This is a genomic window from Acinetobacter sp. 231_lipA (assembly GCF_058243005.1).
Genome location: NZ_JBZAYU010000001.1, coordinates 1,457,445 through 1,472,880, shown reverse-complemented (window position 1 = coordinate 1,472,880; position 15,436 = coordinate 1,457,445). Strand labels below are relative to the sequence as shown.

Sequence of the window (15,436 nt, the reverse complement as noted above, 5' to 3'; positions counted from 1 at the left end):
AAGGGAATAAATACATGATTGTTTGCATAATCAATACATGACTTATTCAGACTTTAAAATGTTGTATCAGTCCGGCATGAAACCATTTGGGTTTTGCTTTTGCCAGTTCCAACTATCAACCAGCATATCTTCTAACCCAAATTTTGGCTGCCAACCTAATTCAGCAACCGCCCGAGCATTATCAGCAAACGTTGTTGCAACATCCCCTGCCCGACGTGGCGCATACTCAAAAGGAATATGCACATTATTGACTCTCTCAAAGGTATCCTTGATTTGCTGTACAGAAATCCCATTGCCAGTGCCAATATTCCAAACACGACAACCTGTATCATTCAGCCTGTTCTGAATCGCCAAGACATGCGCACAAGCCAAATCAACAACATGAATATAATCCCGCACCCCTGTACCATCTGGGGTATCGTAATCATGACCAAATATTGACAACTTCTCACGTCGCCCTACGGCAACCTGAGTCACAAATGGCATTAAATTATTTGGAATTCCATGTGGATCCTCTCCAATTTGGCCACTTTTGTGGGCGCCAACAGGATTAAAATAACGCAGCAAGGCAATGGACCAAATAGCGTTTGACTTGGCAAGCTTTTGTAACATTTGCTCAACGATCAACTTGGTATAGCCATAATTATTGCTTGGCATTCCTGTTGGCATATCTTCACTTAACGGTGATATATTTTTTTCATCATAAACTGTTGCTGATGAACTGAAGACCAATTTAAACACTTTGGCACGAATCATCGCTTGAACAAGATTAATCGAACCTGCAACATTATGATCAAAGTAAGCATGTGGAATGACCTGACTTTCGCCAACTGCTTTTAAACCAGCAAAATGGATGACCGCATCAATCGGATGCTGTGCAAAGATCTGATCTAAAATCTGCGCATCGCGAATATCACCTTGGATAAAAGTTAAACTTTTATTTGCTAAAGCTTGAACTCTCGATAATGACACTTCAGAGCTGTTTGATAAATTATCCAATACAACAACTTCATGTTGAGCATTCAATAATTCCAAACAAGTATGTGAACCAATATAACCAGCCCCACCGGTGACTAATATTTTTGCCATTTTATTTTCCAAGTAAAATATCTAATAGACCACGGGTAGAGCTATCAAAATCAACATAATCTTTTTCTGTACCAGTCAAAATTGGAAGTACTTGATTCGCAATTTGTTTACCTTTCTCAACTCCCCATTGGTCAAAAGCATTGATATTCCAAAGTACAGACTGCACAAATACTTTATGTTCATACAACGCAACCAACATACCTAGGGTATAAGGATTAAGCTCTTTGAGCAAAATGGTTGTACTAGGCTGATTACCTTCATATTTTTGATAATTCTCTAGACCCGCCACTTCTTCAGCATCAAGTGCCTGATTACCAAAGGCCAATAGTCGAGACTGAGCCAAACAGTTTGATAGCGCTAAATGATGTTGATCAATCAATGCATTGGCATTTTTTACATAGGTAAATTGGTTCGCAGCATAACGATTAACGGGTGCAATAAACTCACAGCTCACTTTATGCGCACCTTGGTGTAACAATTGATAAAAAGCATGCTGTGCATTTGGACCCACTTCACCCCAAACGATAGGACACGTCTCTAATTCAACTTTTTGACCATTACGCTGAATCGACTTACCATTTGACTCCATCTCAAGCTGTTGTAGATATGTCGAAAAATACTTTAAACGACCATCATAAGGTAAAATAGCCTGCGTCTGAATGCCTAAGAAGTTATGATTCCATATCCCTAAAATCCCCATAAGAACAGGAATATTCTGGCGTAAAGGGGCATTTTGGAAATGCTCATCAATTGCATGAGCACCTGCAAGTAAGCGCTTAAAACCATGTACACCGATATTTAATGCAATCGGCAAACCAATACACGACCATAAAGAGTAACGACCGCCGACCCAATCCCAGAGCAAAAACTGATTATGGCTTGCTATACCCCATTCTGTCATTTTCTCAGGCTTAGTCGATACCCCAATAAAATGATGCTGATCTACCGCTTCTGATTGGCCCAACTGCTTTTCAAGCCATTGACGTGCAGTTTGTGCATTATATAGTGTATCAATTGTTCCAAAAGACTTAGATGAAATAATAAATAATGTCGTTTCTGGACGTAACTGATGCAGTAAATCTGAAAGTTGGCTACCATCCATGGTAGATACGAAGTGCACTTTTAGTGGTTTGACTGTATTGACTTTAAAATCAGACAGAGCGTGACTCACCATTAATGGCCCTAGATCAGACCCACCCACACCAATATTGACTACATCTTGAATGACTTCACCCGTTGCACCACGGTACTGACCCGCATGAATTTTCTCAACCAATGCATACATTCGCTCTAATTGCTCATGTACTTTGCCTGCTAATTTAGGATGCTGTTCATCATGGTTCGGTAAACGAAGCGCCCAATGCATAGCTGCACGCTGTTCTGTATAGTTAATTTCTTCTTCTGAAAATAAACGTTTCGTCCAAGTGGGAAGATCCCGAACTTGTACAAAATCAATCAATGCACTGATTACAGACTCATCAACACGATGCTTACTAAAATCAAAAGTGATCTCATCATATTGAACAGAAAAATGCTTAAATCTTTGGTCATCTTCGGCAAAAAAAGTATTTAAGTGCTTCTGGCCAATGGTTTTACTTAAGTGTTGTAAATGTTCAAGTGTTGTTGCTAGCGTTTTTTTAGGAAAAATAGTTAAATTTATCATTATCTTCCTACTCCTATATATGCAAAACCCTGACTTTTAACATAATCAGGTTGATAAATATTACGTCCATCCAAAATCAAAGGATGGGCTAATTTAAGTTTTAATTGCGTATAATCAAGTGACCAATATTGCTTCCATGCAGTTAGAACACATAAACCGTGTGCCTGATTCACCGTGTCATACTGATCTTCACATAAAATTAAATTATCACGTTCACCATAAATTGTGTGTATTTCTTCTAAGGCCTGTGGATCATGCAAACGAACCGTCACACCTTGTGCCCACAATGCGGCAAGCATCGGATGAATAGATGAAAAACTGGTACTTGAGGTATGTTGCTTAAAAGCAGCCCCCCAAATTGCAATGGTTTTTCCAGCTAAATTTCCATGATAATAATTCCACAGCTTACGGAAAAGAAACTCCTTTTGCTGCTCATTAATATCCCAAACTTGTCCCAGAAGTTGACTTTTTGTTCCTGTATTACTGATGGTATTTGATAGAGTCAAAATATCATGTGAAAAATTTTCTCCACCAAACCCCGCTCCAGAATACAAATATGATTCCCCTATACGGCTATCCGCAGCCATCCCATCACGAACATGGGCAATATCAATACCTAATTTCTCGGCAACCGCAGCTAGATCATTGACATAACTAATGCGCGTTGCCAACATGCCTGAAATACTGAGTTTGGTAAATTCAGCATCTAAAACTGGCATAAACAAATATTGCTGAGGTCGGGGAAAAATTGGGCGTAACATTTCTTCTAAATGACTTTGTGCTTGTTGATCGGCACAGCCAATAATCACCTTAGAAGCACTCGTCACACTTTTAAAAGCCTGACCTTCTTGAATAATATCGGGAAAATAGACCCAATGATCGTCTGTTAATACGGCTTTTAATTTTTCAGTACCGTTAAGACCAAACGTAGAGGCATTAATCATCAATTTCGGATGAATAATCGTACGCATTTTTAGTTGCTTAGCAACACCAAGTGCCTCCCCCTCTTGAGCTGGATTAAAACTAAAAAAATAAGCATCTATGTCTAAAGGTAGGGCTGCAAAATCACAATAGCTTAGAAAGCCACTTTTGTGCTGTTTCTCCAAAGAACGTACTACATCTTGGTCTCTAAGGTTGAATAGCGCTGTATGATCTTGTAAATCATTACAAATAAAGACTTGGTGCCCACTTTCAGCAAGTAATGACGAAATCACACCTGCATACAATGTTGTACCAAACATTGCTATTTTCATACTTCCCCCTTGTATTTCTTATAAGTTTAACTCTTGGATCAATATTTTAAATTCATCGCCTAATTTTGGATGATCAACACCATAGTGCAAAACGGCTTTTAAATAACCAATTTTACTTCCACAGTCAAAAGTACGCCCTTTCATACGATAGGCTTCAACAGGTTCAGACTGCTGCAACATTGCAATCGCATCTGTCAGTTGAATTTCATTCCCTGCACCTTTCGGTGTTTGTTCTAGTAAAGTCATGATTTTGGCAGGCAATACATAACGCCCAACAACAGATAAATTTGACGGTGCAGTCCCAATAGCTGGTTTTTCTACAATTCCCTGCATAATGATGCTTTCGCCCTCTGCAGGAGTTTCAGCAACATCGACTATACCATATTGATCCACCATGCTATCTGGAACGGATTCAACCATAATCTGTGCCGCTTTTGAAACATTGTAGCGCTCAATCATTATGTTCAAATCATTACGCTCATCAGTCTCTTTAACCAGAACATCAGGCAAGAGCACAGCAAAGTCATCATCACCAACAATAGACTTCGCACATAAAACAGCATGACCAAGCCCTAAAGGTTGTGGTTGGCGCACACTAACAACACTGATATTTTCAGGTAAAATCTCAGTAATTTCTTTAAGTAAATCAAACTTATTCTTTTGTTCTAATACTGTTTCCAACTCAAAGTTACGATCAAAATAATTTTCGATGGAAGCCTTTGATGAATGTGTGACTAAAATAATTTGCTCAACCCCAGCGGCTACAGCTTCTTTGACTACATACTCAATTGCTGGACGGTCTACCACTGTCACCATTTCTTTTGGTATTGCCTTACTTGCAGGTAAAAAACGGGTACCTAGTCCAGCAACAGGAAGAATTGCTTTTTTAATCATTCTCTTATTCACTACCTTCATTACAATAAATTCATAAAACAGGAATTACAATTATGTATATAGTTTACCTGTAAAAAATCATGAATGGTAAGCTATCACGTGAGTTTGAAAAGAAAATGACACCTTTGTTCATTATCTGTTAACCGAAAATAACTTAGAGAAACTAGGCGCTACAAAGGTAGAATTTTTTTATAAAATTGAATAAAATTCTAAAATTAAATTCAACCTGTAACATTTCTTCCATTCAAGTGTATTAACATTAAACTATACTTGATCTGCAGATAGATATTTAACAAAAAGATGTATTTATGAATGATCATTTCCCAGAAAAAATAATTGATATTAGCAAAACAGAAAACCTAAATATTAATAAATTTCAACATCCATCTAAGAGGGCTTTTGATTTATTATTCTCTATTTTGCTATTCATCTTATTATCACCATTTTTTTTATTTTTTTATTTAATCGTAAAACTTGATGGTGGAAGTGCTTTTTATGGGCATGAACGTGTTGGAAAGAATGGTAAGACATTCAAATGCCTAAAGTTTCGTTCAATGGCGAGCAACTCTCAAGAATTATTACAAGAATTACTCGCCTCAGATGCTCAGGCTCGCGAAGAATGGAATAGTACTTATAAATTAAAAAATGACCCTAGAATTACAAAAATTGGGTACTTTTTAAGAAAGTCTAGTTTGGACGAAATGCCCCAATTGATTAATATTATGAAGGGTGAAATGAGTTTTGTTGGACCACGCCCTGTAACAGCAGCAGAATTACCTCAATATAAAGATAATGTTATTTATTATTTACACGTCACTCCGGGGCTCACAGGCTTATGGCAAGTCAGTGGTCGAAACGATGTCGACTATAATACTCGCGTTCTTTTAGACAAAAAATATGTGCAAAACTGGTCTTTTTTCCAGGACTTAAAAATTTTAGCCAAAACTGTTCTCGTTGTTCTATTTAGAAAAGGCGCTTATTAATGGCAACTGATACTCCAAACCAAACAACGACTTCAAGCATCAATGTCATTGCCTCTATTGTAATATATAACCATAGTTATCAAGAGCTTAAGCCAACATTAGACTCTTTAATCAATGCTCCATCTATTCATAAAGTCATTTTAGTAGACAATTCAGCGAGTGACTGGGCAAACACTTTCGTTCATGAAAAAGTTGTTTATTTAAAGTCAGAAGGTAATTTTGGTTTTGGCTATGGTCACAATTTAGCTATCAAACAATATGCAAAAGACAGTGACTATTTTTTAATTTGTAATCCCGATATCGCATTTGAAAATATTCAATTTGAAAAATTATTAAATTTTGCATCTGAAAATAAAGCTGGTCTATATTTACCTCGAATTTTTAAAGGGGACGGGACAGATCAGCATGGTGCGCGTTTATTACCAACACCAATGAACCTATTTGCTCGACGTTTTTCTCCAGCATTAGGTGAAAAACTTGACCAAGAGTATCTCCTTAAAAAGTTTTCTATAGAAAGACCAATATTTGCTCCAAATTTGATTGGATGTTTCATGCTATTTTCAAGTCATGCGCTACTTGAACTTGGTGGTTTTGATGAACGCTTCTTTATGTATATGGAAGATGTGGATTTATCAAGACGTTGTGCCGAGAAATATGGTGCCATTTACTACCCTCAGGCCCATGTCACTCACTTACATGAGCAAGGCTCGTATAAAAATAAGACGCTTTTGAAAGCTCACCTAAAAAGTGCTTATCAATATTTTAATAAGTGGGGCTGGTTTTTTGATAGCGGGCGACAAAAAATTAATAAAGATTGTTTAGACCAACTCCAATAATATCAGAAGAAGATTATCGACTTACACTCGGTAATCTTTACTTTGTTTTACTCCATCCTTTATTGCCTTCAAATAAAATTTAATATAATCCAGTTTTTTATCTTTCAACAAAAATAATATTACTTGGATCAGAAAATTAGTAACCATTAACTTTGCAACTAATATTTTTGGTATATAAGGCATCTTCCACATAAAGAAGAGATTCCTAATACGATAATAGCGCCTAAAACCCGAATGCACAGGAATATTAAAGTTATAAATCTTCAAAGTATCATCACCGATACTGTGCTTCATTACAGCCCGCTCAGACATATATAATTTATAGCCCATGCTTATAGCTCTAAAACACCATTCTGTATCCACAAAATCAATAAAAAACTCCTCTTTCATAAATCCTATAGATTTTAATGAATTAACCGAAACTAAAGTACCTGAGGAAATTAGAAAACTAACTTCAGTTGGAACTTTAATATCTTCAACAGAAATCTTATCTATGAGCCCATATTTATTAAATCTTAGGGCAGGGAAATAGAAACCTTTATTCTCATCTATAAACCTTGGACCAATAGCGGCAATTTTTGTATTTTCTACCGATATTTTTTCATAATCACTAATTAAATCATCTACAAAATTATTACTAATTTTGCTATCCTGATCAAAAAACAAGATGTGGGTTGCACCTAATTCAATAGCTTTTTTTATACCCATATTTTGTGCAAATGCAATACCAAAGTTATCTGATAATCTTAATACTATACATTTACTCAATTGCAATAAACTTTGGGAAAAATCTTGCTCTGAGTTATTATCTACAATAATTACTTCTTCACAACTTTTATTCAGCTGCTCGGCTAGATTAGAAATACCACTATAACTAGGGTTATAAGAAACAATGATAGAAATAACTTTCATATTTTTCCTTTAAATAAATAAGAAAAGCTTTAATTAACTAAAACTTCAATATTAAAATCACTCTTTATTTTGGTTAATATATGATTCCCATCATAAACTTTCTTACCATCACCTTGATCCACCCAAACAGAATGGCCTGATCCACCATCCGCATGTAAAAAAAGATTTACCTTTGCTTCAGGTGTAGCAGCAAGGTCATCAAAACTATAACCTTCCTGATTTATTAGATTAAACCAATAAGCTGCTATATCTCCATGATTATCATATCCACCGAAGAGTACACTATATTTATCTTCAATATGTTTAACAACATCAACGTTTAGGATACAACACCATTCATTAATTCTACATGGCCAACGATGTCCGTCCATTTCTGGTTCGATATCAGGCCAATATTTAGATGGTCTATAGCCTTGTACTATTTTTTGCGGATTGCAGTTTTTTTTGTGATAGTTACACCGCCAACACTGACCTAAATCCCCAACAATTGCTAAATTTTGGTCTGAACCGAATTTATCTAAACTACTACTTATTACATCCTGATAAAAAACAATATCATCATGAATAATCAGTAAATATTTTTTATCCGTGTTATCAATTGCCCACTGATATCTAGAGTTTTCTCTTTTTAAAGAAAAACCAGTACCACGATATTTCGCTCTTAGTGAAAAAAGTAATCTTTTCAATGGCGATAAATACGTTGGATATAACCCTTTTACTGGAGTAAACCACCACCCACCACGCTGTGAGTTCTTCTTGACATGAATATTCCAAGGAAACAATGCCTCCTTAAAACTCCCAGATTCATAAAATTTAATTGTACGATCATCATCACTATCATCTTGAATCCATACATTATCAATTAAATCTTGTGAGGTTTTCTTTAAAGTAAGCAAGGTATATAAAAGTAATTCTGGCTTTTTAAAAGACTGAATTGCTATATCAACTTTCTGAGTAATCAATTTAAGCTTCCATCTACTATACAAATCTAAAATTACCAAATCTAAATTTAGTAAAAATAGCAACCGCTATTGGGAACAAGATTTGAGTTTGCTGATACAACATATTTGAGTATGTAATCAAATATGTTGTAGCACAAAGCCCTGCTAATGAAATAAAAAAACCCCTGACAGGCATAAATATAATAAATATTATCATCACAAAACTGAAATATAAAAAATATAGGATTAATCCATATACACCATAAATAACATAGATCTCTGCATAACCTGTGACAACATTAAAAGCTTCCGAAATCAACATAGGCTTTGCATCATTTTCATCATATTCACTTACAAATCTTTTAGAAAGAAAATCTGGGAAAATTTCTAAACGAACAGCTTTACTAAAATCAGAATATCCATATTCATTTTTTGACATATATTTATAATTATATTGCAAATTTCCATAGGGTGTAACTATATAAGCATATGGCCATGATAAAAAATCAGGCATATACTTAGTATTCACATCCAAAAGCCCTGAAATTAAACTAGAGCTACCATCAACAGTCCCTTGGCTATCCGAAACAGTTCGATAATTTCCTACTGCAGAAAAAAATATTGACACTAACAAAAATATAGAAAAAAACTTAAAAATACGTGTAAAATTTATTTTTTTTGTATATGTAAAGTATAAAATTATTAATCCTATAACTTCATAAATAAAAACCTGTCTATTTATAAAACATATTGGCAAAAAAAGTGCAAAAAGCATCACAAACAAATACCTTTTACTAGAAAACTTCAAGTATCTAATAAAATATGCAAAGCAAATCATACAGGTATATATAATCAGAAAAGCATGCAATAATGGAACACCAAAATCCATATATCTGTATGTATTACCTTTTAAAACCTCAATAATAGGTATAACACCAACACTAATGCAATCCAGCAAAAATAAAGTAAATAAAATAGCAACTATGGAAATACAATTAAATACACCAACCTCTTTTAGAATATTAAAAGATCGTTGTATTTTTATTGATATGTAAAATCTTAAAATATAGCCCATAAAAAAGGATAGAATAATTGTAAAAAGCACAAATATTAATAGTGAATTATACTCAAGATAGTATAAATTAGAGATACCAAATGAGAGTAAAATTAGTATCAATGAAAAACTCAAACCATAGATAAAAAAAGGATTACATGAATATTTAAGCATAAACCACCTCTTATTCCACCATAAAAGTTTCAAGGTAATTTAAACTATACTGCTCTTTATTATACTGAAGATATACATTAAATAACCTCTCCGAAATAAAACCATATATTCTACTCTGGTACGCATTATAATTACTTATATCAAACCTTTCCTTAAGCTCAAATAATATAGAGAACAACCATTCACAATAACTATTGACCCAATCACGATGTGCTATAAACATATTATAAAAGGAAATCTTGTTGCTCTGCTCCACTTTTCTCAGTGCTGGCAAATATTCTGGAAATTTTCTTTCAATAATATTTTCGACCTCAGCCCAATCTTTTTTATAATGATTTAATTCATACTGTTTTTTCATAGAGACACTGAATTTAATTTTATACTTCTGGTAAAAAAGCTTTTCCTTATTAGGGAGAAAAACCGTATTGGTTTTCGTTTTAAAAACTTTATCAACATAATCTATGCATAATACTTCATATTGATTATTTAAAATATTACCTCCACGAATATTTTCTTTTAAATATCTTCTATAGTGAACTAGCCCTAATATATCAGCATCGCTATTCTTCCACATCCAATAAAGTGCTGTAAGCTCACAGAAATTTGGATTTAATCCAGAAATATGATCACCAGTATTATCACCAATAATTCCTAAGTCTAAATCTGTTAATGCCTTACCAACATGAATTGGAATATACCCATCAATCTTAGGATAGTTATAAGCTTTATGAGTGGCTATATATATTTCTACTTTCATACAATTATCTACATTGTCTCAATATGATAAAAGCTTTTGATGGCTTTATGTTCGTCCAAATCACTAAGAATAGAATCACTTAAATTTAATGCTTCTTTTATAGTCACATCCATATCCATGTACCGGTAAGTACCCAAACGCCCAGCAAAAGTCACTTTCGTTTCTTTTTCTGCTAGAGCAATATATTTATCTAGCAACACCTTATCATTCACTAAACGAATCGGATAATATGGAATATCATTCTTAGTACATGCTCGACTAAACTCTTTGAAGTAAATTGTTTTTTCATGTCTTTCCCAAGGCGTAAAGTGCTTATGCTCAGAAATACGAGTGTATGGAATATTTTCATCGCCATAATTCATCACTGCTGTACCCTGAAAATCACCATTTGCAGTATGTTTTTCAAAATCAAGTGTTCGATATCCTAATCGCCCTTCTGCATAGTCAAACCATTGATCTAACTGTCCCGTCCATATAATATGATCAAATCTTTTTATTAAGGCTTTATCAAACTTAGTATTTAATTGAACATGTATATTCTCATGATTGAGAATCGACTCTACAATAGTCGTATATCCTTCCTTAGGAATACCTTGATATTTATGCGAAAAATAATTATCATCATAATTAAAGCGAACTGGTAGCCGTTTCAATATGCTCGCTGGCAATTCAGCTGGATCACATCCCCATTGTTTTTTAGTATATCCTTTAAAGAAAGCCTCATAAAAATCTTTACCCACAAATTTTAATGCTTGCTGTTCAAAGTTTTGTGGCTCATCAATAGATTGATCTGCAATATTTTGGATCCAATCTTTAGCTTGTTTAGGATTAAACGATTTTTGATAAAACTGATTGATTGTATGTAAATTGATAGGTAGAGAATATACTTGCCCCTGATAAGTTGTTTTTACTCGATTAATGTAAGGCAAAAACTCTCCATGTATATTGACATATTCCCATACATGCTCATCACTGGTATGAAAAATATGTGGACCATATACGTGTTCCATCACCTGTGATTCTTCATCTCGCTTTGTATAGCAGTTTCCTGCAATATGTGGGCGCTGATCAATAATTGTTATTTTATGACCAACTTCAGCAAGTTTACGCCCAATAACAGCACCGGTAAAACCTGCACCAACAATCAAGAAATTCATATTTAATCCTAATGTATTTTAATTGCCTTTACTGCATCTAGAAATGCTTTTTTGGTAAGCATGTCTAAATTAAAAAGCTGGTAACCCTTTGATTTAAGACAATAGTATTGATACGCAGTAATCATTATTTCACTAGCAACCAATATGATAGCAGATGTCATCCCCGCACCGTATGGTAAAACTAAAATTGTAAGTAAAATACTAAAAATAGCCACATATAATTGATTTTTAAAAAATAAGTGATCCATCCCTAAATTTACCATCAGTAAAATACCAAATACAGTACTGTAAAGTATTAGCACTAAAGTAAAACTCAGTACCCATAAAATAGGAATTGCATCTAAAAATTCTGCTCCAAAAAGTAAATAAAGTATAAAAGGCCCAACTATAATTGCTCCAAGAAATAATAACACTGCCATTAAGTTAAAAATAGGCATAAGCTTCTTTACAAAAAGAACGCCCTCTTCAACATTATCAGAAATCTTTTGTGTAACAATTGGGTAAATTAATTGTGTAATTGGCATAATTGCAAATACTTTTGCAATATCAACCAATTTACTTGCAGCAGTGTACAATCCAACATCCCGATTATTACAATACAACCCTAGCAAAAGTGTACTGGTGGAAGTATAAAGACTTATTACAACGGAAGAGAAGAACAACATTTTACCTTCTTCCAAAAACTCAAACACTTGCTGAATTTTAATTTTTACAACCTTTATCTCATATTTTCTTATACATATTAAAAACAATGATAGATTAGTTAATAAGGTAGCACCATATAAAATAACAGCATAAACCAGATAATCTTTTTGCTCTTTTATAAATAATATTATCAATAAAACACTTAAAAACTTAAGTACCACATTGATAATTGCAACCAAACTTAAATCTTGCTTATATTGGTATACCCAGTTTTTATCAAAAAAAGCCCCTATTACTGCAATATAAGAAATACAAGTTAAAAGCATATTCTGCTTAATATCTGGAACAAACAACAAAGCTAAAATTAAAAATGGTATTGTCAAAATAAGTAAAAATATTTGACTCTTAAAAACCAAACTAAAAACATGATTTAAATCATCTATTTTATTCTGTTTTCTTATAGCTGTTAATGAAAAAGAATAATTTATAAATAAAATGAGATATATTATATATGAATAAATATAACTTATTAATCCTATTTTTTCGACTCCCAAAGCTCTAGATACTAGGGGTATCGTAATAACAGGCAAGGCATAGTTCAAAGTTTGAACTATGCCTAAATAAGAAAAATTTTTAAGTATTTTATTTGCTTTCATCGATATATTAAAACAATACTGCGTATCTAATACCAGGAGCTTCTTTATCTTTATCGGTTAACTTTAATTCCAGACCACTTTCAATAGGCCATTCGATCGAAATATCGGCATCATCCCAAACAATGCTTCTTTCACATTCTTTAGAGTAATAGTTCGTCGTTTTATATAAGAACTGCGTATTATCCTCAAGAGCCACAAAACCGTGTGCAAAACCTGCTGGAATCCAGAACTGCTTATGGTTTTCACCAGTAAGCTCTACACCAACCCATTGACCAAATGTAGGAGAATCTTGGCGAATATCGACAGCCACATCCCAAGCACGGCCTTGTACTACACGTACCAATTTGCCCTGAGCATGTGGATTCAGTTGATAATGCAACCCTCTCAGTACACCTTTTTGAGAGTACGAATGATTATCCTGAACAAAATTTGGAACCTCAAGACCGCGCTCTGTTAAAGCTTGTTCAAAGTTTTTTTGGTTAAAGCTTTCCATAAACCAACCACGGTCATCTCCAAACACGCGTGGTTCAAGTATGAGTAGGCCATTAATTTTTGTTTCAATAATATTCATTCGTATCACTCAGTTTTATCTAGTCTTTTTTTTCTAGCAATGCTTATGCTTGGTGCTCTTTAAGCAATTTAAGCAAATACTGACCATAGCCAGTCTTTTTAAAGAACTCGCCACGCGCTTTGAGCTGATCGGCATTGATCCATCCATTGTTGAAAGAAATTTCTTCCAAACTCGCCACTTTCAAACCCTGACGGTGTTCAATTGTTTGTACAAACTGACTTGCTTCGAGCAATGAGTCATGCGTACCTGTATCTAGCCACGCAAAACCACGGCCAAGCACTTCAACATTCAACTCGTTTTGCTGTAAATAAACATTATTCACATCAGTAATTTCCAGCTCACCACGGTGTGACGGCTGAATATTTTTAGCAATTTCTATAACTTTGTTGTCATAGAAATATAAACCCGTTACCGCGTAGTTTGATTTTGGTTGTTCAGGCTTTTCTTCAATACTGAGAGCCTTTCCTTCTGCGTCAAAGTCAACCACACCAAAACGTTCAGGATCATTTACATAATAACCAAAGACTGTTGCACCACTAACTTGTGACGCTGCACGTTTGAGTTGCTCACTAAAGTGTTGACCATAGAAAATGTTATCGCCCAAAATCAGACAAACATTATCCTCACCAATAAACTCTTCCCCTAAAATAAAGGCTTGAGCAAGACCATCTGGTGATGGTTGGACTTTATAAGAAAGTTTAATTCCGAGCTCTTCACCTGTACCTAAAAGTTTTTCAAAATTAGGTAAATCTTCTGGTGTCGAAATAATCAAAATTTCATTAATCCCTGCCAGCATCAGAACTGACAAAGGATAATAAATCATAGGCTTATCATAAATTGGGAGTAACTGTTTTGACGTTCCCATAGTAATTGGATACAAACGTGTACCCGACCCACCCGCAAGAATAATGCCTTTGCGTTTTATTTGACTCATGGAAGAAGTTCCTCTAATACTTGTGCTACACCTTGCTGCCAATGTGGCAGGTGTAATTTAAAATTTTGTTGTAACTTATCTGTATTTAAACGTGAATTTAAAGGGCGCTTTGCTGGTGTTGGGTAAGCTTGTGTTTCTATTGGATTCACTTGTTTTAAAATCAGTGGTTGATTATGTTCACGTGCCTGTGCAAACACAAATTGCGCATAATCATACCATGTTGTTTCACCTGTAGGCGCTAAATGGTAATGACCGTGCAACAGTATTTTTTGTTCATCCGACTGTAAAGTATAATAGCGAATAGCTTGAGCCGTGACATCTGCAATCAGTGCTGCCCCAGTAGGTACACCAACTTGATCTTGGATGATATTCAGCTCTTCTTTCATTTGCGCCAATTTAAGCATGGTCTTAATGAAATTATTTCCTCGCGCCGCATAGACCCAACAGGTACGGAAATTTAGAAATGAAACTCCGCTTTGCTCTAAAGCAAGCTCACCATCTCGTTTAGTTTGACCATACAAATTAACTGGGGCTGTTTGGTCATCCTCTTTCCATGCCAAAACACCTGTGCCATCAAACACATAGTCTGTTGAATAATGAATCAACAATGCACTATGCTTTTGACATTCCTCAGCCAAGTGCTTAACCGCTAAAGCATTGATAAGATGTGTCTGTTCAGCATCAGATTCAGCCTTATCTACAGCGGTATAAGCGCTTGCATTCACAACAATATCTGGGCGAATTTGTTCAAAGGCTTTTGAGATTTCTGCAAAGTTTGCAACATCACCACACCAACCCTCAGGGTTTGTTTGACGATCTAAAGCAATCACCTCTCCAAGTGGTTGGAGTGCGCGCTGTAACTCCCACCCCACTTGGCCATTTTTTCCTAACAACAGTATTTTCATAGTATTACGCAA

The 15,436-nt window shown here is 34.7% G+C and carries 15 protein-coding genes; 2 read left to right on the top strand and 13 right to left on the bottom strand.

From position 1 onward, the window contains the following. Positions 1–66: 66 nt before the first annotated feature. The 4 genes from galE to galU are packed head-to-tail and all read right to left on the bottom strand — an operon-like array spanning position 67 to position 4,899. Positions 67–1,089 carry a UDP-glucose 4-epimerase GalE gene (gene galE / locus AC4CUX_RS07425; RefSeq protein WP_279698149.1) on the bottom strand — a complete coding sequence of 341 codons (1,023 nt, stop codon included), beginning with the start codon at positions 1,087–1,089 and terminating at the stop codon, positions 67–69. Between the two features lies 1 nt (position 1,090). Then, entirely contained in the window at positions 1,091–2,752 is a 1,662-nt protein-coding gene (gene pgi / locus AC4CUX_RS07420; RefSeq protein WP_490792286.1) for a glucose-6-phosphate isomerase, read from the bottom strand. Then, on the bottom strand, positions 2,752–4,005 hold the full coding sequence (locus tag AC4CUX_RS07415) for a UDP binding domain-containing protein (RefSeq protein WP_153566310.1): 1,254 nt from the start codon (positions 4,003–4,005) through the stop codon (positions 2,752–2,754). The genes pgi and AC4CUX_RS07415 overlap by 1 nt, the downstream gene beginning before the upstream one ends. Before the next feature lie 18 nt (positions 4,006–4,023). After that, the gene (galU, locus tag AC4CUX_RS07410; RefSeq protein WP_279744251.1) at positions 4,024–4,899 is read right to left on the bottom strand and encodes a UTP--glucose-1-phosphate uridylyltransferase GalU; all 876 of its coding nucleotides are present in this window, start codon (positions 4,897–4,899) and stop codon (positions 4,024–4,026) included. 308 nt (positions 4,900–5,207) lie between these two features. Here galU and AC4CUX_RS07405 point away from each other — a divergent pair, with 308 nt between their 5' ends. Continuing rightward, positions 5,208–5,882 (top strand): sugar transferase, encoded by a 675-nt coding sequence (locus AC4CUX_RS07405; RefSeq protein ID WP_153566308.1) that lies wholly within the window; start codon positions 5,208–5,210, stop codon positions 5,880–5,882. After that, positions 5,882–6,718 (top strand): glycosyltransferase family 2 protein, encoded by an 837-nt coding sequence (locus AC4CUX_RS07400; protein WP_490792285.1) that lies wholly within the window; start codon positions 5,882–5,884, stop codon positions 6,716–6,718. Before AC4CUX_RS07405 ends, AC4CUX_RS07400 begins: the two co-directional genes overlap by 1 nt. Before the next feature lie 21 nt (positions 6,719–6,739). Here AC4CUX_RS07400 and AC4CUX_RS07395 read toward each other — a convergent pair whose 3' ends face one another. From AC4CUX_RS07395 to rfbD, 9 genes are read right to left on the bottom strand one after another with little or no spacing between them, the layout of a single operon-like run. Further along, entirely contained in the window at positions 6,740–7,630 is an 891-nt protein-coding gene (locus AC4CUX_RS07395; protein ID WP_490792284.1) for a glycosyltransferase family 2 protein, read from the bottom strand. A gap of 29 nt (positions 7,631–7,659) precedes the next feature. Beyond that, positions 7,660–8,592 (bottom strand): hypothetical protein, encoded by a 933-nt coding sequence (locus tag AC4CUX_RS07390; protein WP_490792283.1) that lies wholly within the window; start codon positions 8,590–8,592, stop codon positions 7,660–7,662. Between the two features lie 16 nt (positions 8,593–8,608). Beyond that, positions 8,609–9,799, bottom strand: coding sequence for an O-antigen polymerase (locus tag AC4CUX_RS07385; RefSeq protein WP_490792282.1), 1,191 nt, complete (start codon positions 9,797–9,799; stop codon positions 8,609–8,611). Between the two features lie 10 nt (positions 9,800–9,809). Next, positions 9,810–10,556 carry a DUF4422 domain-containing protein gene (locus AC4CUX_RS07380; protein ID WP_490792281.1) on the bottom strand — a complete coding sequence of 249 codons (747 nt, stop codon included), beginning with the start codon at positions 10,554–10,556 and terminating at the stop codon, positions 9,810–9,812. 8 nt (positions 10,557–10,564) lie between these two features. Then, positions 10,565–11,713: a UDP-galactopyranose mutase gene (glf, locus tag AC4CUX_RS07375; protein WP_153566302.1), complete on the bottom strand. Its 1,149-nt coding sequence runs from the start codon at positions 11,711–11,713 to the stop codon at positions 10,565–10,567. 8 nt (positions 11,714–11,721) lie between these two features. Next, positions 11,722–13,014 (bottom strand): oligosaccharide flippase family protein, encoded by a 1,293-nt coding sequence (locus AC4CUX_RS07370; RefSeq protein WP_490792280.1) that lies wholly within the window; start codon positions 13,012–13,014, stop codon positions 11,722–11,724. 7 nt (positions 13,015–13,021) lie between these two features. Further along, the gene (gene rfbC, locus AC4CUX_RS07365) at positions 13,022–13,585 is read right to left on the bottom strand and encodes a dTDP-4-dehydrorhamnose 3,5-epimerase (protein WP_490792279.1); all 564 of its coding nucleotides are present in this window, start codon (positions 13,583–13,585) and stop codon (positions 13,022–13,024) included. A gap of 43 nt (positions 13,586–13,628) precedes the next feature. Continuing rightward, complete coding sequence (rfbA, locus tag AC4CUX_RS07360) at positions 13,629–14,519, bottom strand: glucose-1-phosphate thymidylyltransferase RfbA (RefSeq protein WP_490792278.1); 891 nt, start codon at positions 14,517–14,519, stop codon at positions 13,629–13,631. After that, a complete protein-coding gene (gene rfbD / locus AC4CUX_RS07355; RefSeq protein ID WP_419380923.1) occupies positions 14,516–15,424 on the bottom strand; it encodes a dTDP-4-dehydrorhamnose reductase in 909 nt (302 codons plus the stop codon). The genes rfbA and rfbD overlap by 4 nt, the downstream gene beginning before the upstream one ends. Positions 15,425–15,436 lie beyond the last annotated feature (12 nt).